The following is a 19,290-nucleotide window of genomic DNA, read 5'->3' as shown; positions in this document are numbered from 1 at the left end:
GGGATACAACACGGCCATGTTCTGCGATCTCAACCCCGTGTCTGCCCCTCGAACCGCGGAGGGTGGGCCCTCCGGACGGTAGGGAGACGACGACGGCTCCGTCGCCTCGAAAAGGGCGACGGAGCCGACGTCGTGGTGTGCTTCCCGAAGGGGAGGCGGCGCCGATCAGCCGAAGCGGCCGGAGACGTAGTCCTCGGTCTGCTGGTTCGAGGGATTGTTGAAGATGACGTTGGTCTCGTCATACTCGATGAGCTTGCCCGGCTTGCCGACGCCCGCGATGTTGAAGAACGCGGTCTTGTCCGCCACGCGGGCTGCCTGCTGCATGTTGTGCGTGACGACGATGACCGTGTAGTTCTCCTTCATCTCGTTGATGAGGTCCTCGACGGCGAGGGTGGAGATCGGGTCCAGGGCCGAGCAGGGCTCGTCCATGAGGATCACATCCGGGGACACGGCGATGGTGCGCGCGATGCACAGGCGCTGCTGCTGACCGCCGGACAGGCCGGAACCCGGCTTGTCCAGACGGTCCTTGACCTCGTTCCAGAGGTTCGCGCCGCGCAGGGACTTCTCCACGATCGAGTCCGCCTCGGAACGGCTCAGGCGGGTGCCGTTGAGCTTGTAGCCGGCCAGCACGTTCTCCCGGATGGACATGGTGGGGAACGGGTTCGGGCGCTGGAACACCATGCCGATCTGCGACCGGACGGCCACCGGGTCCACGCCCGGGGCGTAGATGTCCTCGCCGTCGAGCAGCAGGGAGCCCTCGACGTGGGCGCCGGGGAGCACCTCGTGCATGCGGTTGATGGCGCGCAGGAAGGTGGTCTTGCCGCAGCCGGACGGACCGATGAAGGCGGTGACGGAGCGGGGGGAGATGTCGATGTTCACGCCCTCGACGGCCTTGAACTTGCCGTAGAAGACGTCGACGTCGTTGGCCTGGATGCGCTTGGACATGTGCGGTTTTCCTTCTGGGGAGTCGCTGTGGAGCGGGAGTCTGTGGGGCCGAAGGGCCGGCGCGGAGCGGTGGGCTCCGCACCGGCCTCGGTCAGCGGCCCTTCTTCGGGGCGAACGCCTTGGCGATCACGCGTGCGATCAGGTTCAGGCCCATGACGATCACGATGAGGACCAGGGCCGCGGCCCATGCACGCTGGAGCGACGGGTCGGTGGCGGTCGGGGACGTCGGTGCCACGAGCTGACGGTAGATGAACACCGGCAGGGCGGTCATCCATTCGTCGAACGGGTTCCAGTTGATGTTCATCGCGTAGCCCGCGGTCACCAGGATAGGCGCGGTCTCACCGGCCACACGGGCGATCGCGAGGGTGACGCCGGAGGCGATGCCGGAGATCGCCGTCGGCAGGACCACCTTGAAGATGGTGCGCCACTTGCGCACGCCCAGCGCGTAGGAGCCCTCGCGCAGCTCGTTCGGGACCACGCGCAGCATCTCCTCGGTGGAGCGGACCACCACCGGGATCATCAGCACGGACAGCGCGATGGCTGCCGAGAAGCCCATCTTCACAGCCTGCATGGCCGCCGGGCCCGGACCGAGGATGCGCTCCATGACGACCTGCATCATCGCAAAGGAGAAGAGGCCCGCCACGATCGAGGGGATGCCGGTCATCACGTCCACGAAGAAGATGATGGCGCGGGAGAACCAGTTGTCCCGGCTGTACTCCACCAGGTAGATGGAGGTCAGCAGGCCGATCGGCACGGAGATCACGGTGGCGATCAAGGTGATCATTACGGTGCCGATCAGAGCGTGGACGAAGCCGCCCGGCAGTCCGCCGGCCGGGGAGCCGCCGTCGGCGTAGGCCGCGTCGTCCGCGCCGGTGACACCGGCCATGTCGAACAGCAGCAAGTGGGGCTGAGTGACCAGGGTCGGCAGGCCGGTGCCCACCACAGACCAGATCACGGAGACCAGCGGGACCAGGGCGATGAGGAAGGTCCCCCAGACCAGGTTGCGCCACAGGTTGTCCGTAGCGCGGCGCCTCGTCTCCAGGAAGTGGTCGACGATGTACATGCCCACCACGTAGAGGATGCCCAGCAGGACGGCGAAGCCCCCGACGGAGAAGCCTCCGCCGGTGAGCAGGAAGGTCAGCCCGGCGGCGACCGCCAGGGCTCCGGCCAGGACGGCCATCCAGGTCCACGAGGGCTTCTGACCGGAGGTCAGCGAGGACCGCTGCACGCGGATCTTCTCCTCCTCCCCGCGGCGCTGGCCGCGGTCGCCGGGGGCGGCCCCGGTCTCGGCCGGAGTGTGGTTCACAGTCGAGTTCATCAGTTGGCCCCCGAGAATTCCTTGTGCTTGTTCACGATCCAGCGGGCGATCATGTTCACCACCAGGGTGATGATGAACAGCATCAGGCCCGCGGCGATCAGCTCGTTGAGACGGATGCCGAAGGCCTCCGGGAAGTTCAGTGCGATCTCGGACGGGATCGTGGCGTTGCGGCCGGACTGGACCATGGACCAGGTGAACACGCCCGGGGACAGGACCAGGGTGACGGCCATGGTCTCACCGAGCGCACGGCCCAGGCCGAGCATGACCGAGGAGACGATGCCGGCGCGGGCGAACGGGAAGACGGTCATCTTGATCATCTCCCAGCGGGTGGCGCCGAGGCCCAGCGCGGCCTCCTCGTGCAGCTTCGGGGTCTGGGAGAAGATCTCGCGGCACAGGGCGGTGATGATCGGGAGGATCATGACCGCCAGGACCACACCGGAGGTCATCAGCGTGCGACCGGTGGTGGTCACGTCGCCGCCGAAGATCGGCAGCCAGCCCAGGTACTCGTGCAGCCACCGGTAGATCGGCACCATGAGCGGGGCGAGGGTGAGCCAGCCCCACACGCCGTAGACCACCGAGGGGATCGCGGCGAGCAGGTCGATGACGTAGCCGACCGGCTGGGCGATCTTCGGCGGTGCGTAGTGGGAGATGAACAGCGCGACGCCCACGGCGATCGGGGTGGCGATCAGCAAGGCGGCCATCGCGGCCATCACGGTGCCCGCCATGAGCGGCCACACATACTGGAAGAAGGTGTCCGCGGACTTCAGTTCCTTGTCGAACGCCTCCGGGAACAGGGCCGGCAACGACTCCCAGACGAGGAAGATCGCCACGAAGGCGAGCACCAGCAGGATGATGATGCCCGCGGCGAGGGCCAGACCGGAGAAGACCTTGTCCCCGGCGGCACCGCCGCGTGAGGTCTTCAGGGTCGAGGCCCGCGGGGCTGCGGTCTCGGGTGCAGGTGAGGTCACGATGCCTTCCCTTGTGTCAGTGGTGGAGCGGACCCGTCGGCGCGGGCCCACAGTGGGGATGGAGCAATGCCGGCCCTGTCCACGGCGTCAGCCGTCGACCCCGTTTGACACGGGGCCGACGGCTGACGGCGGCGTCACAGCGCGGAGTGGGTCAGGCCGGGCGGGTCAGCCCTGGGCGGCGATCGCGTCGATGCGCTCCTGGGCGGCCTTGCGGGTCTCCTCAGAGATCGGGGCGTTGCCCGCGGACTCCTCGGAGGCCTTCTGGCCGTCCTCGGAGATCACGTAGGAGGCGAAGGCCTTGACCTGGTCAGCGGTCTCCTGGTCCTGGTACTCGTTGCAGTAGATGTGGTAGGAGACGAGGACGATCGGGTAGACGCCCTCCTCACCGGTGGCGCGGTCGAGCTCGATGGAGCCGTCCTCGTTGGCCTCGGACTTGTCCACGGTGGCGGCGGCGGCCTCGGAGGAGTACTCGACGTATTCCTCACCAACCTTCACCTTCACGGTGTTCATGTCACCGGTGGCGGAGGCGTCGGCGTAGGTGATCGCACCGTCGGTGTCGGAGGCCAGGCCCACGACGCCCTTGGTGCCCTGAGCGGACTCGGCCTGGATCTCGGACGGCCAGGTCTCGATCTCGTCGTACTTCCAGGCGTCGCCGGCGGCCTCGGTGAGGTAGGCGGTGAAGTTCTCGGTGGTGCCCGAGTCGTCGGAGCGGTGGACGACGGTGATGTCCTTGTCCGGCAGCTCGACGCCCTCGTTCTGGTCGGCGATGGCCGGGTCGTTCCACTTGGTGATCTCGCCGGCGAAGATCTTGGCGATGGTCTCGGCGTCCATCTGGACGCCCTCGACGCCCTCGAGGTTGTAGGCCACGGCGATCGGGGAGATGTAGGCCGGCACGTGGAAGGCGCCCTTGTCGCCGCAGACCTCGGTGGGGTCCTCGTCCTCGCCCATGGCGGCGTCGGAGCCGGCGAAGGAGTACTGGCCGGACAGGAAGCCCTCACGACCGCTGCCGGAGCCCACCGGGTCGTACTTCACGGACAGCTCGGGGGCGACGTCGGCGACGCCGGAGGTCCAAGCACCCATGGCGGCCTCCTGCGACGAGGCGCCGCCGCCGGTCAGGGTGCCCGAGACCTGCGAGGTCTCCTCGTTGCCGTTGTCGGAGTCGGAGTCTCCGTTGTCGGAGTTGGAGCAGGCGGTCAGAGCCAGGGCGGCAACGGACAGGAGGGCCGCGGCGCGGCCTGCACGAAGAGCCTTCATCGGGAAGTGCCCCTTTCGGAGGTCGGATGACAGTGGTGGCGGGAGCCCGTTCCGTTGAGGTGGGGTCGCCCTGACGGGCACCCCTGTGGCTCCTGCGACGTCATTCAACCTACGGACGGTCTGTGAACCATGAGGCCGGGGAAGTTGAACGCTCGGTGAACTGCGGCTCACACTTCGTCACCGTTCTGTGACCTGGTCCACAGGGTGTCCGCAGAGGTGAGAGCCAGGCCACAGATCCAGCGTCGCCCATGCCCGTCCGCCGTTAGGCTGGCGGGCATGGAACACCGCCACTCCACCGCCACCGGCACCCTGCCGCAGGTGGAGGAGCTCGGCCTCGGCGAGCGGCTGCGGCGCTTCGTCGGACGCCGCGCCCGCGCCGGCTGGATGCGCACCCGCTCCTCGGCCGGCCAGGCGGCCCTGACCACGATCGCCGCCGTGGCGGCCTACTGGTTCGCCGAGGCCGTGCTCGGCCACGAGGGACCGCTGTTCGCCGCGACCGCCACACTGGTGGGCCTCGGCTGGGGCCGCGAGCCCAAGCTGCGCCGCGTGCTCGAGGTCTCTGTCGGCTGCACGCTCGGCATCCTGATCGGTGATGCCCTCATGCTCGGGCTCGGCCGCGGGATGTGGCAGGCGGCGATCGTGCTGTTCGTGTCCATCATGGCGGCCCGGTTCCTGGACTCCGGGCCGATCTTCACCACGCAGATGTCCCTCCAGGCTGTCCTGGTCGTGCTGCTCCCGGCACCCGCGGACGGCCCGTTCTCCCGCAGCCTGGACGCAGTCGTGGGCGCCTGCTGCGCCCTGATCGTCACCTTCCTCAGGCCGCACCGCACGCAGAGGTCCACGGCGAAGCGACTGCAGGCCCTGTACGACCCCATGGTCTCGATCCTGCGGGACCTGTCCACGGCGCTGCGCACACAGGAGTCCAGCACGGCATGGATGGCGCTGATCACCGGGCGCGGCACACAGTCCGTGCTGGACGAGCTGCGACGCGAAGTGCAGATGGCGCGCGAGGTCACCACCTACTCCCCGCTCGAACGGCGGCAGAAGGGCTTCGTGACGGTCGTCGCCTACGCGGTGGACCGCTCTGACCTGGCGATCCGCTCCCTGCGCATCGTGGCCCGGCGCGTGGTCAGCCTGATCGACTCCGGCTCACTCACGGACGAGGCGGCCGAATCCCTGAGCAGCTGGTTCGACGAGGCCGCGGACGCCGTCCAGATCCTGAACCGGTGCTTCGACGAGCCCACGCCCGCCGGCCGCCGCCAGGGCCGGCTCGACGCCCGCGAGGCACTCGGCGCAGCGGCCTCCCGGCTGCACCCGACGCACCTCGGCGGCGGCTCGTTGCACGGCGAGGCCCTCGTGATGCTGCTCAGGCCCATGATGGTCGACCTCCTCGAGGCCACCGGCGCGGACCACGAGGAGGCCGTGGGCTACCTGCCGGGCGTCTGATCGCGTCCGGGTCCGCCCCTAGAGTGGCGTCCATGGCGAGCTCGAAGTCCCCCTCCCGCAGGCCCCCCGGATACCAGTGCACCGAATGCGGCTGGACCACGGTGAAGTGGGTCGGCCGCTGCGGCCGGTGTCAGGCCTGGGGAACCGTGGAGGAGGCCGGGATGACGGCCACCACGGGCACAACGAAGGCCTCCACGGTGGCCGAGGCGGCCCCGCGCATCGCGGACGTGGACGCGACCCTCGCCTCCTTCCGCAGCACCGGCGTGCGCGAGCTGGACCGCGTGCTCGGCGGCGGGCTCGTCCCGGGAGCCGTGATCCTGCTGGCCGGGGAGCCGGGCATCGGCAAGTCGACCCTGCTCCTGGACGTGGCCGCCCAGACCGCCCGCGGCACGGACGGCACACCGCGTCCGGTCCTGTACCTGACGGGCGAGGAGTCCGCCGCGCAGGTCCGCTCGCGCGGAGACCGCATCGGCGCGTTGGCGGACACCCTCCACCTGGCCGCGGAGACGGACCTGGGCCGGGCCCTCGGACAGATCGAACGGATCCAGCCGTCCCTGGTGATCGTGGACTCCGTCCAGACCCTGCAGTCGGCGGAGGTGGACGGCATCGCCGGCGGCGTGACCCAGGTGCGCGAAGTCGCCGCCTCACTGATCCGCACGGCGAAGGACAAGGGCATCACCACGGTGCTGGTGGGCCATGTGACGAAGGAGGGCACCATTGCCGGCCCGCGCCTGCTCGAGCACCTCGTGGACGTGGTCTGCCAGTTCGAGGGCGACCGCCACTCCCGGCTGCGCCTGGTGCGCGCCGTGAAGAACCGCTTCGGCCCCACGGACGAGGTCGGCTGCTTCGACCTGCGCGAGGACGGCATCGAATCCCTGGACGACCCCTCCGGCCTGTTCCTCTCCGGCACCGCGGAGCCCGTGGAGGGCACCTGCGTGACCGTGACACTGGAGGGGCGCCGCCCGCTCGTGGCGGAGGTGCAGTCCCTGCTCACCCCGTCCGCCGGCGGCAGTCCGCGGCGGACCGTCTCCGGTGTGGACTCGGCGCGCGTGAACATGCTCCTGGCCGTGCTGCAGCGCCGCGCCCGCTTCGCCCTGGCCCAGGACGACTGCTACGTCGCCACCGTCGGCGGCGTGCGCCTGTCCGAGCCGGCCTCGGACCTGGCGGTCGCGGTGGCGGTGGCCTCGGCGAAGCTCAGTGCCCCTGTGCCGACCGGCATGATCGCCGTCGGCGAGCTCGGCCTGGCCGGCGAGGTCCGCCCGGTGCCCGGCATCGGCCGACGCGTGCGAGAGGCCGCGCGTCTGGGGTTCACCCGCGCGATCGTCCCCCGCTCCCCCGAGCCGCTCGGCGAGGTCCCGAAGGGCTTCTCCGTCGCGCAGGTGGGGTCGCTGTCCGAGGCGCTGAACACCATCCCCACATGGACCCGCTGAGGCGACCCGACGGACGGGCGAGGCCGCCGGCGGACGGTGGGCGGCCGTCGTCGTGGAGGGGACGGGGGAAGACGAGGCCGGACAGGCCGCCGTCGCTGCTCAGCCTTGGCCCTCGGGCTTGTCGTCGGTGAGGCGGAAGGCGACCGGCTGGGAGGAGTGGTCGCCCAGCGTCACGGTGAGGCGGTAGGAGCCGGGATCCACGAGCTCACCGCGCTCGGTGCAGTCCTTCTCGGAGTTGCGGCGGTTCCATTCGAACAGTGCGGTCTGCTCGTCGTGCGGGACGAGCACCATGTCCTGGTCCTGCGGGTCGGCCTGGCAGATCTCGGTGGAGAACACGTCGTCCCCCTCGGCCGTGGTGACCTCGAAGACCTGCTCGGTGGTGCCCACGTTGAGGGTGCACGGCTCCTGGGACAGGTTCATCACCTTCAGTGCCAGCTCCGGACGCTCGCCGCGGTCGTAGACGGTCTTGTCCGTGCCCGCCGTGACCTGGATGGCAGAGCCCCGGCACGGCGGCTCGAGCGCCTCCGGAGCGGTGGAGGACGGCGAGGGGTTCGGCTCCTCCGAGGGCTTGTCACGGGCGTCGTCGGAGGGCTTGCCGGACGGGCTCTCGGTCGGTTCGGCGGAGCCGCTGCCGCCGGCATCGTCCGAGGCGGATCCGGACGGGGAGGGGCCGGAGGACGGCTCCTCGGAGGGGCCGGGACTCGCCGAGGGTGTCGGGGTCGCGCTGACGGCGGCCGGCTCCGGGTCGGACTCCCCGGTGATGTCCTGCACCAGGCGCGAGATCAGGCCGCCCAGGGCGATGCCCGCCAGCACCAGGAGCACCACCACGGCAAGGGCCACGACGCCGAACACGATCCGGCGGCGGCGGAACATGGCGGCACGCTGCCGGGCGCGCTCGGACTCGGTGGGGGGAAGGCCGTCCATGCCCACCAGGGTAGGGCTGGAGCCCGCCGCTACAGTGGACGCCATGCCCGAGGTCGCCGAACTCACGCCTGCCGCCCAGGATCGCCTCCACACGGCGGTCCTGGACTGGTTCGACGTCCACGCGCGGGACCTGCCCTGGCGCAGCGCCGACTGCTCGCCGTGGGGCGTGATGGTCTCCGAGATCATGCTCCAGCAGACCCCGGTGGTCCGGGTGCTGCCGCGCTGGCGGGACTGGATGCAGCGCTGGCCGTGTCCCGCCGACCTCGCGGAGGCCTCCACGGCCGAGGTGCTCACCGCCTGGGACCGGCTCGGCTACCCTCGCCGGGCGCTGCGCCTGCAGCAGGCGGCCGCGGCGATGGTGGACCGGCACGGCGGTAAGGTGCCGGCGGACCCTGCCGCCCTGCGCGCCCTGCCGGGGGTCGGCGAGTACACCGCGGCGGCCGTGGCGAGCTTCGCCTTCGGCATCCCCGAGACCGTCGTGGACACCAACGTGCGCCGGGTTCTCACCCGCGCGGTCCGCGGGCAGGGGTTGCCGCCGAAGACCCTGACCCGCGCGGAGATGCGCGACGCACACGCGCTGATGCCGGCGGACCGCACGCGGGCCAACCGCTGGAACGCCGCCGTGATGGAGCTCGGGGCGCTGGTCTGCACGGCCCGATCGCCGCGCTGCGACGACTGCCCTCTGCTCGAGCAGTGCGCCTGGGTGTCCGCCGGACGGCCGGAGCCGGAGCACACCCCGCGCGGGCAGGACTGGGCGGGAACGGACCGCCAGCTGCGCGGCGCCGTCATGGCCGCGGTCCGGGAGGCCGGCCGCGTGGAGGTCGGCGCCGTGCGCCAGGCCGTGGCCGGAACGCGGCGCCTGGGCACACACGTGCCGGACGAGGCGCAGTGGACCCGTTGCCTGGCCGGCCTTCTCGACGACGGCCTCCTCCTCGAACGCGACGGCGCCTACTCGTTCCCCGACTGACGGCCGCCCCTGCGGGGCGTCAGAGGGTGCGGATCATGCGGGTGTTGCCGAGGGTGTTCGGCTTGACCCGGGCGAGGTCCAGGAACTCGGCGACGCCCTCATCCTGGGAGCGCAGCAGCTCGGCGTACACCTCAGGGTCCACGGCGGACTGGTCCTCCATGACGTCGAAGCCGTGGGCGGAGAAAAAGTCCACCTCGAAGGTCAGGCAGAACACCTGGGAGACGCCGACGGCGCGGGCACGCTCCAGCAGCTCCTCCAACAGGGCGTGGCCCACTCCCCCGCCGCGGGCACGGTCCGCGACGGCCAGGGTGCGGACCTCCGCGAGGTGCTCCCACATGACGTGCAGGGCGCCGAAGCCGACGAGCTCTCCGGCCTCGTCCTCCGCCACCACGAACTCCTGGATGGCCTCGTAGTAGGCCACCGTCTCCTTCTGCAGCAGGACGCGGCTGTCCGCGTGGGGGCGGACGATGTCCTGGATGGCCGGGACGTCGGTGGTGCGGGCGGGACGCAGGGCGACCGGGAGCTTCGGCATCCGCCCAGTGTAGGACCGGCACCGTGCCCGGCGTCCACGGCGTGTGCCGCACCGAACCAGTGTGTGCTGCACCGAGCCAGAAGAAATGGTCACTTCACCGGGTCTTGAACCGGCCGAATCCTCTGGTTCGGCGCGAGGGGCCAGGCATGCCGGACATGACGAAGGCCCCCGCGACACCGTCCCTCGAGGGGAGGCTGCGGGGGCCTTCGGACGACCGGTTCAGGGCCGGTCAGGACCCGGGCAGAGTCACTTCTGCTCGTTGTCCTTGTTCTCGCCGCCGTTCAGGAACTTGTCCTGAGCGCCGTCGATGCCCTTGTTCACGGTGTCCTTGTGCTCGCCGAGCTTGTCGCCGTGCTGCTCCTGAGCCTGGTCGACAGCGTCGTTGATCTTGTCAGAGTGCTCGTTGGCAAGGTTGCCGAGATCGCCGATGCCCATGGTTTGGACCTCCTTGGAGTGGGGGACATTTCCTCCGCTCCGGATCCCGTGGACCGAAGTCCTCGATCTCCGTGGCGACCGGTCGGCCGCCTGAGCGGTTGCCCCCACCGTAAGCAGATCCACAGACGCGGCGCCACCCTCGGGGCCGCCTATTGCCTGGGAACATCCTGGGCATTCTGGTACCCGATGTACCGCCTTTTCCTCACGGCGGAGCAGGGACGATGCTCCCGGCGCCGCCCCTGCCTCGCGTCTGCCCAGGTCGGCCTGGGTCTGCCGCCTCAGTCCTTCGTGAAGGCGTTCTTCACGCCGTCGGCGGCACCCTTGAGCTTGTCGCCGGCGTTCTGGACGGCATCCTTGGCTCCGGCGGCGGCAGACTCGGTGCGGCCCTCGGCCTTCATGCGGTCGTTGCCGGTGGCCTCGCCGAGGCCGGACTTGGCGTCGCCCTTGATCTTGTCGAACGTGTTCTCCATGTCAGCCATGGTGTCTCCTCTCATCCGGGCCGCCCGCCTCTCGGGCGGCCGCCCCGCCGGACCGTTGCTCCCGGCTCCGTCCGGGCGGGGCCGTCCGGCGGGGGACGGTGTTGCCTGCGAGTCAACGCGCCGCGGGGGCGAGGGTCAAGCCCCCGCCCCCGCGTGCTGCATCGACCGCCGGACAGCGGCGCGGCGTCACTCGGACACGCCGGCCTCCAGCTCCTGCATCTGGGAACCCTCGACCTCGCTGCGGCCGCCGGAGAACGTGAACGTCAGCTCGCGGCCCTCGCCCTCGCCCGTGGTGTCCACGGCGATGAGGGAGCCGGCCGGGATCTCGCCGAAGAGGATGCGCTCGGAGAGCTGGTCCTCCACCAGGTTCTGGATGGTGCGGCGCAGCGGACGGGCGCCCATGGCCGGGTCGTAACCCCGGTCCGCGAGCAGCTCCTTGGCGTCCTGGGTGAGCTCGATGGACAGGTCCTGCTCCGCCAGGCGCTTGCCGAGGCGGGCGATGAACAGGTCCACGATCTCCACGATCTCGGACTTCTGCAGCTGCGGGAAGACGATCACGTCGTCCACGCGGTTCAGGAACTCCGGGCGGAAGTGCTGGCGCAGCTCCTCCCGCACCTTGCCCTTCATGCGCTCATAGCCGGTGGCCGTGTCCGTGGCGGACTGGAAGCCGGTCATGACGCCCTTGGAGATGTCCCGGGTTCCGAGGTTCGTGGTCATGATGATCACGGTGTTCTTGAAGTCCACCACACGGCCCTGCGAGTCGGTCAGGCGACCGTCCTCGAGGATCTGCAGCAGCGAGTTGAACAGGTCCGCATGGGCCTTCTCCACCTCGTCGAACAGCACCACGGAGAACGGACGGCGGCGGACCTTCTCGGTGAGCTGGCCGCCCTCCTCGTACCCGACGTAGCCGGGAGGCGCGCCGAACAGGCGGGACACCGTGTGCTTCTCCTGGAACTCGGACATGTCCAGGGTGATCAGGGCGTCCTCCTCGCCGAAGAGGAACTCGGCGAGGGACTTGGCCAGCTCGGTCTTTCCGACGCCGGTGGGGCCGGCGAAGATGAACGAGCCGGACGGGCGGTTCGGGTCCTTCAGGCCGGCACGGGTGCGGCGGATGGCGCGGGACAGGGACTTGATGGCCTCGTCCTGGCCGATGACGCGGCGGTGGAGCTCGGCCTCCATGTTCTTGAGGCGGTCGGTCTCCTCCTCGGTCAGCTTGAAGACCGGGATGCCGGTGGACTTGGACAGCACCTCGGCGATGAGGTCCTCGTCCACGGTGGCGACGTCGGAGGCCTGACCGGTCCGCCAGGCCTGTTCCTTCTGCTTCTGCTCGTCCACGAGCTGCTGCTCCTGGTCGCGCAGGCGCGCGGCACCCTCGAAGTCCTGGCCGTCGATCGCGGCCTCCTTCTCGGAGCGCACCTCGGCGATGCGGCCCTCGTAGGCCTTGATCTCCGGCGGCACGGTCATGCGGCGGATGCGCAGGCGGGCGCCGGCCTCGTCGATCAGGTCGATGGCCTTGTCCGGCAGGAAGCGGTCCGAGATGTAGCGGGCGGACATCGAGGCGGCGGCCTTGAGGGCGTCGTCCGTGATGGACACCTTGTGGTGCGCCTCGTAGCGGTCGCGCAGGCCGCGGAGGATCTTGGTGGCGTCCTCGACGGACGGCTCGTTGACCTGGATCGGCTGGAAGCGACGCTCGAGCGCGGCGTCCTTCTCGATGTGCTTGCGGTACTCGTCCAGTGTGGTGGCGCCGATGGTCTGCAGCTCGCCGCGGGCCAGCATCGGCTTGAGGATGCTGGCGGCGTCGATCGCGCCCTCGGCGGCACCGGCGCCGACGAGGGTATGGATCTCGTCGATGAACAGGATGATGTCCCCGCGCGTGCGGATCTCCTTGAGGACCTTCTTCAGGCGTTCCTCGAAGTCGCCGCGGTAGCGCGAGCCGGCCACGAGCGAGCCGAGGTCCAGCGAGTACAGCTGCTTGTCCTTCAGCGTCTCCGGCACGTCGCCACGGTCGATGGCCTGGGCCAGACCCTCCACCACCGCGGTCTTGCCGACGCCGGGCTCACCGATGAGGACCGGGTTGTTCTTGGAGCGGCGCGAGAGCACCTGCATGACGCGCTCCATCTCCTCGGCACGGCCGATGACCGGGTCCAGCTTGCCGTCGTGGGCGGCGGCGGTGAGGTTGCGGCCGAACTGGTCCAGCACCACGGAGCCCGCGTTCTGCCCCTCGGACTGCCCGCCCGGGGCGACGCCGGCGGTCTCCTTGCCACCCTGGCCGGAGCCCTGGTAGCCGGAAAGCAGCTGGATGACGGTCTGACGGACGCGGTTCAGGTCCGCGCCGAGCTTCACGAGCACCTGGGCAGCGACGCCCTCGCCCTCGCGGATCAGGCCGAGCAGGATGTGCTCGGTCCCGATGTAGTTGTGGCCGAGCTGCAGCGCCTCGCGCAGGGACAGCTCGAGCACCTTCTTGGCACGCGGCGTGAAGGGGATGTGGCCGGGCGGGTTCTGCTGCCCCTGACCGATGTCCTCCTGCACCTTCTCGCGGACCGCGCCGAGGGAGATGTCCATCGACTCCAGGGCCTTGGCTGCGACGCCCTCACCCTCGTGGATCAGGCCGAGCAGGATGTGCTCGGTCCCGATGTAGCTGTGGTTGAGCATCCGCGCCTCTTCCTGCGCGAGCACCACCACCCGCCGCGCGCGGTCGGTGAACCTTTCGAACATGGACACACTCCTTGGCTCTTGCCTTGGCTTTCGATTGGTCCCGAGCCTACGCACGCAGACAGGGCGACGGGCGGCTGTTCGCCACAGGGTGAAGCGATCAGCCGCCCGTCGTCACGGACCCCGTCGGGGCCGATCCACGGGGCCCCGGCTCCTGGAGCCGGGCTCCGCAGGTCACCTGCGCTTGGCGTTGCGGTAGGCCTCCACGACGTCGCGGTGCAGGCGGCCGCGGGAGGAGACCTCATAGCCGTTGTCCGCGGCCCACTTGCGGATCTCCGCGGCCTCGGCCTTCGGGGACGGCGGCGCCACGGCGCGGCCCTTCTTCATGTAGGGCTTGAGGAAGTTGCGCAGCTCGCGGGCGTTGTCCTCGGACAGGTCCACCTCGTAGTGGCGCCCGTCGAGCGCGAACTTCACGGTCTCGGCGGCCTCCGAGCCGTCCAGATCGTCCACCAAGACGACTTCGACCTTCTGTGCCATGTGCTTGCCCATCTCCCTCATTCGTCTGCAGCGACCGGGATTTCACCCTGGCAAGCCGATTCACCCAAGGGAAAAGGCTGCGCTGGAAGGTTCTCCGGCCACCTGGCTCTCTGTGTCCGCTTCCACGGTAGCCGATCTATGCCTTTCCTGCGGATGAACATTTCTCCTGCAGGCGTCGTCTGTCAGCAGAATCCCAGGTACGGGGAAACCTGCCTCCGCAGGGTCATTCCCCTGCAGCGGATACTCGCTGCAGGAAAGGGTGTCCGCCGGACGGAACCGCGCCCTCAGGCGCGCGGCGCACCCGTTGTGCTGGTCGCAGTAGCGTCCATTGGCTGGCACCGCGCCCTCAGGCGCGCGGCGCACCCTCCTCCGGGGCGCGCCCCTCGCCGGCCCCCTCGGCGGGCGCCTCGGCGTCGGTCTCCAGGCGACCCTCGCCGACCTCCGCGGCGTCGGTCTCCAGGCGACCCTCGCCGCCCTCCGCGGCGTCGGCCTCCACACGCCCCTCGGCGGGCGCCTCATCCGCGCGCCGCCGGCGCGCCCATTCCCGGGCTTCGGCCTCCTCGGCCGCCGCGCGCGCGTCCACGCCCGAGCGCCTCCGGCCCTCCGCCTCACGCTCACCGGTGTCCGCGCGGAGCAGGGAGCGCATGATGAGCCAGAACAGCAGCGCCAGGCCCACGGATGGGGCCAGCACCGAGAAGTAGTCCCAGAACGTCGCCATGGCCGATCAGGCCTCCGGCTTCAGCAACGGGAAGAGGATGGTCTCGCGGATGCCCACGCCGGTGAACAGCATGACCAGACGGTCGATGCCGAGGCCGAGGCCGCCCATCGGCGGGGCGCCGTACTCGAGCGCGCGGAGGAAGTCCTCGTCGAGCTGCATGGCCTCGTCGTCGCCGGCGGCGGCGGCGCGGGACTGGGCGGTCAGGCGCTCGCGCTGGATGACCGGGTCGATCAGCTCGGAGAACGCGGTGCCGCGCTCCGTGCCGCCGATGACCAGGTCCCAGGCCTCGATGACGCCCGGCTCCTCCCGGTGCGGCCGGGCCAACGGCTGGGCGGCCGGCGGATAGTTGTACACGAAGGTCGGGTTGATCAGCGTCGGCTCGACGATCTCACCGAACAGCTCGATGACCAGCTTCTCCGCGCCCCACTGCGGGTCCACCGGCACCTCGTGCCGCTCTGCGATCTCCCGCAGCACCGCCACGTCGGTCTCAGGGGTGATCTCCTGGCCCACGGCCTCGGACAGACCGGGGTAGACGGCCACCCATGCCCACTCGCCGTCGAGGTCGACGGTGCCCTTCTCGGTCTGGATCTGCCGGCCGGCGCCCACGGCGTCCGCGGCGGCGAGGATCATCTGCTGCATGCGGTCGGCCATGACGCGCATGTCCGCCCACGCCTCGTAGCACTCGAGGGTGGTGAACTCGGGCGAGTGGGTGGAGTCCACGCCCTCGTTGCGGAAGACACGGCCGATCTCGTAGACGCGGTCGATCCCGCCCACCACGGCGCGCTTGAGGTAGAGCTCGGTCGCGATGCGCAGCGTCATGTCCTGGTCGAACGCGTTGAGGTGCGTCTGGAACGGGCGGGCCTGGGCGCCGCCGTGGACGAGCTGCAGGATCGGGGTCTCGACCTCCACGTAGTCGTGGCCTTCCAGGGTGCGCCGGATCGCGGAGACCACCTTGGCGCGCGTGTAGACCATCTCACGGGCGGCGTCGCGCACGATCAGGTCCGCGTAGCGCTGGCGGACGCGGGTCTCCTCGTTGAGCTCGGCATGCAGCACCGGCAGCGGGCGCAGCGCCTTGGAGGCCATCTGCCAGGAGTCGGCCATGATGGACAGTTCGCCGCGGCGGGAGACGATGACCTTGCCGGTCACGGACACGTGGTCGCCGAGGTCCACGACCTTCTTCCACTCGGCCAGGGAGTCCTCGCCCACGTTGGCCAGGGACAGCATGACCTGCAGGCGCACGCCTGCGCCGTCGGGGCCGCCCTCCTGGAGGGTGGCGAAGCACAGCTTTCCGGTGTTGCGCTGGAACACGATGCGACCGGCGACCGACACCTCCGGGCCGTCCTCCCAGCCCGGCTCGTGCTTGCCGTCGAACTCCTCGCGGACCGCGGTGAGCGAGTGGGTGCGCTTCACCTCGACCGGGAACGCCTCTGTGCCCTCGGTGAGCAGGGCGTTACGCTTGGCGGCGCGCACGGCCTGCTGGTCGTGGTGGTCGACTGCGGTCTGAGCGGGGGTGTTCTGCGTGGTCACAATTCCCCAGTCTAGAGGCGTGGCCAGGCGGTTCCACGACCCCGGCCAGTGGGGCCCGCCACGTGGGACGGGCTCCGGGCGACGGTAGCGTGCAGGCATGCCCGCACGCCGTTCTCCCCGTCGCACGCTGGAGCGCCTCGTGACCCTCGACGACGGCACGCGCCTGCGTCTGCGCACCCACCTGCCGCCGGGGTGGGCCGAGGGCACGACGACGGCCGCCTCCCCCGCCTCCCGGCCCACCGGGGCGGGCGGGTCGCCCGCGGGAGCGGGCGCCGCGCCGAAAGTCGCGGACGCGGCGACAGGCGGCGCCGAGGCGAGTGCCGTCGTCGTGATGGTGCACGGGACGCTGGTGACGGACGCGGCCTACGCGGCCACGGCACGGGCGCTGGCGAAGCGCCTGCGGGCCCCGGTGGCCACCTACGCGCGGCGGGGCCGGTCCGGGTCCTCGCCGCAGCCGGAGCAGGACCTGCTGGCCGCCGAGGTGGCCGACCTGCGCGCGGTGATGGCGCTGACCGGGGCGAGGTCGGTGCTGGGGCACTCGTTCGGCGGGTCGGTGGCGCTGCTCGCCGCCGCGGAGCACGCCGCGGCCGGTGGCCGGCCGTGGTCCGTGGTCACCTGGGATGCGGCGCTGAACCTGGACGGGATGCTGGCCGGGCTGTGGCGCCCCGGGATGGCCGAGGCCGTGGCGGACGCCCGCTGGGGCACCGCATGGGCGCATCTGGTGCGGGACCTGGGCACGGCCGGGCCGCTGTCCCGGCTGCCGGTGACGGTGCTGCGCGGAATGATCGGCGCGGCGTCCTTCACCCGACCCGGGAAGGGGATGCTGCGGCTGCTGCCGGCGTCGTCGGCGGAGATGCGGGCGGCCGTGGCCGAGCCCGTGGACGCGGAGGCACTGGCGCGGAACCTGGCGGACACTCGGGTGACCCTGGTGACGGGAGGCCGCTCCCCCGGGTTCTTCGCGGACACCGCGCGCGTGCTGACGCAGGCCGCCCACCGGGCCGGGGCGCCGCGGCGCACGGCGGCCATGGCCTGGCGCGTGATGCCGGCCCGCCTGCATGACGGGCCCATCACGCCTGAGCCGTTCATGCTGCGGGCGCTGGCGTCCGCCCTGCGCTGACCGACGGGGCGGCGGTGAAGTGCTCGGCGAGATCGGAGAGCACGGCCTCCACGGCGAACGGGATGGCGCCGTGCATGCAGCGCGGGGAGCGTTCGAAGGTGGTGGTCGGCATGGCTGCGTGCAGCCGGCGGACGACCTCCTGGAAGTACTGCGGGGACAGGCCGCCGCACATCAGGTGCACCGGGGCGGTGATGGCGGCGAAGTTCTCGGGGCGGTCGTCCTCGTGCATCGCCGCGATGAGCTCACGGGACAGGGTCGGCAGCATGCGGCGGGCCATCTTCCCCAGCGGGGTGGCCACGAGGCCGGCGAAGGTGAAGGTGAGGAACCACTCCGGCACCTGGGACAGCACGGCGGAGGATTGAAGGCCACGCTGGAGAATCGCCAGGCCGCGGGCGGTCTTGCCGTCCTCCACGGCCTGTTCCAGGCGGGACAGCCAGTGGGCGGTCCGGGGGCCGTCCAGGTTCACGCAGGGGTCGTAGAGCGCGGTGCGGTCCGGGACCAGTTCGGCAGGGAACAGCCCACCGGCCTGCTGCAGCGCGTTGAGCACCACGGAGCCGCCGAGCGAGTGGCCGATCAGCTGGCGGGCGCCGGTGTGCTCCAGGACGGCGGCGAGGTCCGCCACCTCGGTGTCCATGGAGTAGTCCTCCGGCTGCGGAGCCGAGTCGCCGCGACCGCGGCGGTCGTAGACGTCCACGGCCCAGTCCTGCCCGGAGATCTCCCGCAGGCGGGCCCGCAGCACATGGGCGAAGGGACGGTAGTACCAGGCGCTGAGATGCGCGCCCACCACCACGACCACGCGGCGCTCGCCCGGGGCCGTCTCGTCTCCGCAGGTCGTCATGGCCAGGGCGGCGCCGTCCGCGGCCGTCACCACGTCATGGGTGCGGCGGGCTGTGCGCAGCGCGCGGACCAGGCGGCGGGCGCGGGTCAGGAGCATCACGCGGGGTTCACGCAGGCCGGGATGTCCCCGCCGGTGGCCATGGCGATCGCGTTCCGGGCGGTGAGGACGGCCATCTCGTCCCGGGTGTTGCGCGTGGCCGAGCCCAGGTGCGGCAGGACCATGACGTTGTCCAGCTCGGCGAGGCCGGCGGCCATGGCCGGCTCGTCCTCGAACACGTCCAGGCCGGCGCCGAACAGATGCCCGGAGCGCAGCGCCTCCACCAGGGCCGACTCGTCCACCACCGGGCCGCGGGCGGTGTTGATGAGCACCGAGCCGCGCTTCATGCGGGCCAGGACGTCCGCGTCCACGAGGTGGCGGGTGTCCTCGGTGAGCGGCACGTGCAGGGAGAGGATGTCCGCGCGCTCCACCATCTCCTCCCAACGGACCTGCTCCACACGGCCGGCCAGGTCACCGAGCTCCGCTGCGGACACGTCACGATGGGCCGGCGGGCGCGGGGCGAAGACGACCTGCATGCCGAAGGCGAGGGCGCGCTCGGCGACCGCCCTGCCGATGCGGCCGAATCCGGCCAGGCCGAGGGTGGCGCCGGCGACGTCCTTGCCCACCAACAGGTCCGGCGCCCAGCCGGTGAACTGCCCGGCGCGCATCATCCGCTCTCCTTCGTAGGCGCGGCGGGTGACGCCGAGGATCAGCAGCAGCGCGATGTCCGCGGTGGCCGCCGTGAGCACCTCCGGGGTGTTGCCCACGCGGATGCCGGCGGCGGTGGCCGCGGGGATGTCGATGTTGTTGTAGCCCACCGCGTAGTTGGCGATGCCCTGCAGCTGTGCCTTCTCGAGCGTGGCGGCGTCGAACGTCTGGTCCAGCGCGCAGACGATCACGTCGTAGTCGCCGGAGGCGGCCAGCTCGGGCAGGGCGGCGTTCCCGCCGACATCCTCGCCGCGGGTGACCTCACCGGCCTCGCGCAGCAGGGCCAGTCCGGACTCGGGCAGGTCGATCATCGTCAGGAAGCGAGCAGTCATGGGGCACCTCCGTGCGGGTGGATCAGCAGGGCGAGGGGGCCGGGGGCTGCGGCGCCGGCCGCCACCGGGCATTGCGTCCCAGGCTAGCGCTGACGCGGACGGAGGCGGCCGGAGGTGTCAGGAGGCC

At 70.9% G+C, this 19,290-nt stretch carries 18 protein-coding genes; 4 read left to right on the top strand and 14 right to left on the bottom strand.

Going from position 1 to position 19,290, the window contains the following annotated elements; genetic code table 11:
• Nucleotides 1–165: 165 nt before the first annotated feature.
• The 4 genes from pstB to CEQ11_RS02365 form a co-directional block, all read right to left on the bottom strand.
• Nucleotides 166–945, bottom strand: coding sequence for a phosphate ABC transporter ATP-binding protein PstB (gene pstB, locus CEQ11_RS02380; RefSeq protein WP_088477634.1), 780 nt, complete (start codon nt 943–945; stop codon nt 166–168).
• 91 nt (nt 946–1,036) lie between these two features.
• Nucleotides 1,037–2,125, bottom strand: a complete 1,089-nt coding sequence (pstA, locus tag CEQ11_RS02375) for a phosphate ABC transporter permease PstA (RefSeq protein ID WP_088478859.1) — start codon at nt 2,123–2,125, stop codon at nt 1,037–1,039.
• A 137-nt stretch (nt 2,126–2,262) separates the two neighbouring features.
• Nucleotides 2,263–3,231 carry a phosphate ABC transporter permease subunit PstC gene (gene pstC, locus CEQ11_RS02370; RefSeq protein ID WP_088477633.1) on the bottom strand — a complete coding sequence of 323 codons (969 nt, stop codon included), beginning with the start codon at nt 3,229–3,231 and terminating at the stop codon, nt 2,263–2,265.
• 165 nt (nt 3,232–3,396) lie between these two features.
• On the bottom strand, nt 3,397–4,485 hold the full coding sequence (locus CEQ11_RS02365; protein ID WP_088477632.1) for a phosphate ABC transporter substrate-binding protein PstS: 1,089 nt from the start codon (nt 4,483–4,485) through the stop codon (nt 3,397–3,399).
• A 276-nt stretch (nt 4,486–4,761) separates the two neighbouring features.
• Here CEQ11_RS02365 and CEQ11_RS02360 point away from each other — a divergent pair, with 276 nt between their 5' ends.
• Both CEQ11_RS02360 and radA read left to right on the top strand, forming a co-directional pair.
• On the top strand, nt 4,762–5,931 hold the full coding sequence (locus CEQ11_RS02360) for an aromatic acid exporter family protein (protein ID WP_088477631.1): 1,170 nt from the start codon (nt 4,762–4,764) through the stop codon (nt 5,929–5,931).
• A gap of 32 nt (nt 5,932–5,963) precedes the next feature.
• Nucleotides 5,964–7,361, top strand: coding sequence for a DNA repair protein RadA (gene radA / locus CEQ11_RS02355; protein WP_088477630.1), 1,398 nt, complete (start codon nt 5,964–5,966; stop codon nt 7,359–7,361).
• Between the two features lie 99 nt (nt 7,362–7,460).
• On the opposite strand, the gene CEQ11_RS02350 is transcribed toward radA, so the two are convergent.
• The gene (locus tag CEQ11_RS02350; protein ID WP_087134225.1) at nt 7,461–8,285 is read right to left on the bottom strand and encodes a hypothetical protein; all 825 of its coding nucleotides are present in this window, start codon (nt 8,283–8,285) and stop codon (nt 7,461–7,463) included.
• Between the two features lie 43 nt (nt 8,286–8,328).
• On the opposite strand from CEQ11_RS02350, the gene CEQ11_RS02345 reads away from it, so the two are divergent.
• Entirely contained in the window at nt 8,329–9,252 is a 924-nt protein-coding gene (locus CEQ11_RS02345; protein ID WP_088478858.1) for an A/G-specific adenine glycosylase, read from the top strand.
• 19 nt (nt 9,253–9,271) lie between these two features.
• Here the strand turns inward: CEQ11_RS02345 and CEQ11_RS02340 are convergent, their stop codons facing one another.
• From CEQ11_RS02340 to lysS, 7 genes are all read right to left on the bottom strand, one after another.
• The gene (locus CEQ11_RS02340) at nt 9,272–9,784 is read right to left on the bottom strand and encodes an amino-acid N-acetyltransferase (RefSeq protein ID WP_070638644.1); all 513 of its coding nucleotides are present in this window, start codon (nt 9,782–9,784) and stop codon (nt 9,272–9,274) included.
• A 246-nt stretch (nt 9,785–10,030) separates the two neighbouring features.
• On the bottom strand, nt 10,031–10,219 hold the full coding sequence (locus tag CEQ11_RS02335; protein ID WP_067190087.1) for an Rv0909 family putative TA system antitoxin: 189 nt from the start codon (nt 10,217–10,219) through the stop codon (nt 10,031–10,033).
• A gap of 278 nt (nt 10,220–10,497) precedes the next feature.
• Nucleotides 10,498–10,698 carry a CsbD family protein gene (locus CEQ11_RS02330; RefSeq protein WP_067190085.1) on the bottom strand — a complete coding sequence of 67 codons (201 nt, stop codon included), beginning with the start codon at nt 10,696–10,698 and terminating at the stop codon, nt 10,498–10,500.
• A 186-nt stretch (nt 10,699–10,884) separates the two neighbouring features.
• Entirely contained in the window at nt 10,885–13,413 is a 2,529-nt protein-coding gene (locus tag CEQ11_RS02325; RefSeq protein WP_088477629.1) for an ATP-dependent Clp protease ATP-binding subunit, read from the bottom strand.
• A 171-nt stretch (nt 13,414–13,584) separates the two neighbouring features.
• On the bottom strand, nt 13,585–13,887 hold the full coding sequence (locus CEQ11_RS02320; RefSeq protein WP_067190113.1) for an Lsr2 family protein: 303 nt from the start codon (nt 13,885–13,887) through the stop codon (nt 13,585–13,587).
• 346 nt (nt 13,888–14,233) lie between these two features.
• Nucleotides 14,234–14,605 (bottom strand): hypothetical protein, encoded by a 372-nt coding sequence (locus CEQ11_RS13025; RefSeq protein ID WP_227718690.1) that lies wholly within the window; start codon nt 14,603–14,605, stop codon nt 14,234–14,236.
• A gap of 6 nt (nt 14,606–14,611) precedes the next feature.
• A complete protein-coding gene (lysS, locus tag CEQ11_RS02310) occupies nt 14,612–16,132 on the bottom strand; it encodes a lysine--tRNA ligase (protein WP_227718689.1) in 1,521 nt (506 codons plus the stop codon).
• 97 nt (nt 16,133–16,229) lie between these two features.
• On the opposite strand from lysS, the gene CEQ11_RS02305 reads away from it, so the two are divergent.
• Nucleotides 16,230–17,249, top strand: coding sequence for a thioesterase domain-containing protein (locus CEQ11_RS02305; protein ID WP_127913441.1), 1,020 nt, complete (start codon nt 16,230–16,232; stop codon nt 17,247–17,249).
• Here the strand turns inward: CEQ11_RS02305 and CEQ11_RS02300 are convergent.
• Both CEQ11_RS02300 and CEQ11_RS02295 read right to left on the bottom strand, forming a co-directional pair.
• Nucleotides 17,215–18,183 (bottom strand): alpha/beta fold hydrolase, encoded by a 969-nt coding sequence (locus tag CEQ11_RS02300; RefSeq protein WP_102957473.1) that lies wholly within the window; start codon nt 18,181–18,183, stop codon nt 17,215–17,217. The genes CEQ11_RS02305 and CEQ11_RS02300 overlap by 35 nt on opposite strands.
• A complete protein-coding gene (locus CEQ11_RS02295; protein ID WP_088477625.1) occupies nt 18,183–19,163 on the bottom strand; it encodes a D-glycerate dehydrogenase in 981 nt (326 codons plus the stop codon). Before CEQ11_RS02295 ends, CEQ11_RS02300 begins: the two co-directional genes overlap by 1 nt.
• Between the last annotated feature and the right edge of the window lie 127 nt (nt 19,164–19,290).

This window comes from Micrococcus sp. FDAARGOS_333, from assembly GCF_002206575.2.
Lineage (GTDB): Bacteria > Actinomycetota > Actinomycetes > Actinomycetales > Micrococcaceae > Micrococcus > Micrococcus lylae.
Note: the sequence above shows the minus strand (reverse complement) of the source record. Positions and strands in the feature narration are given on the sequence as shown.

Bases quoted from the DNA above. Each gene is read 5' to 3' on its own strand.
- CEQ11_RS02350 (WP_087134225.1), bottom strand. From the start codon at position 8,285: ATGGACGGCCTTCCCCCCACCGAGTCCGAGCGCGCCCGGCAGCGTGCC.
- radA (WP_088477630.1), top strand. From the start codon at position 5,964: ATGGCGAGCTCGAAGTCCCCCTCCCGCAGGCCCCCCGGATACCAGTGC.
- CEQ11_RS02365 (WP_088477632.1), bottom strand. From the start codon at position 4,485: ATGAAGGCTCTTCGTGCAGGCCGCGCCGCGGCCCTCCTGTCCGTTGCC.
- CEQ11_RS02340 (WP_070638644.1), bottom strand. From the start codon at position 9,784: ATGCCGAAGCTCCCGGTCGCCCTGCGTCCCGCCCGCACCACCGACGTC.
- CEQ11_RS02330 (WP_067190085.1), bottom strand. From the start codon at position 10,698: ATGGCTGACATGGAGAACACGTTCGACAAGATCAAGGGCGACGCCAAG.
- CEQ11_RS02320 (WP_067190113.1), bottom strand. From the start codon at position 13,887: ATGGCACAGAAGGTCGAAGTCGTCTTGGTGGACGATCTGGACGGCTCG.
- pstA (WP_088478859.1), bottom strand. From the start codon at position 2,125: ATGGCCGTCCTGGCCGGAGCCCTGGCGGTCGCCGCCGGGCTGACCTTC.
- CEQ11_RS02295 (WP_088477625.1), bottom strand. From the start codon at position 19,163: ATGACTGCTCGCTTCCTGACGATGATCGACCTGCCCGAGTCCGGACTG.
- CEQ11_RS13025 (WP_227718690.1), bottom strand. From the start codon at position 14,605: ATGGCGACGTTCTGGGACTACTTCTCGGTGCTGGCCCCATCCGTGGGC.
- CEQ11_RS02325 (WP_088477629.1), bottom strand. From the start codon at position 13,413: ATGTTCGAAAGGTTCACCGACCGCGCGCGGCGGGTGGTGGTGCTCGCG.
- CEQ11_RS02360 (WP_088477631.1), top strand. From the start codon at position 4,762: ATGGAACACCGCCACTCCACCGCCACCGGCACCCTGCCGCAGGTGGAG.
- CEQ11_RS02305 (WP_127913441.1), top strand. From the start codon at position 16,230: ATGCCCGCACGCCGTTCTCCCCGTCGCACGCTGGAGCGCCTCGTGACC.
- pstB (WP_088477634.1), bottom strand. From the start codon at position 945: ATGTCCAAGCGCATCCAGGCCAACGACGTCGACGTCTTCTACGGCAAG.
- CEQ11_RS02300 (WP_102957473.1), bottom strand. From the start codon at position 18,183: ATGCTCCTGACCCGCGCCCGCCGCCTGGTCCGCGCGCTGCGCACAGCC.
- CEQ11_RS02345 (WP_088478858.1), top strand. From the start codon at position 8,329: ATGCCCGAGGTCGCCGAACTCACGCCTGCCGCCCAGGATCGCCTCCAC.
- CEQ11_RS02335 (WP_067190087.1), bottom strand. From the start codon at position 10,219: ATGGGCATCGGCGATCTCGGCAACCTTGCCAACGAGCACTCTGACAAG.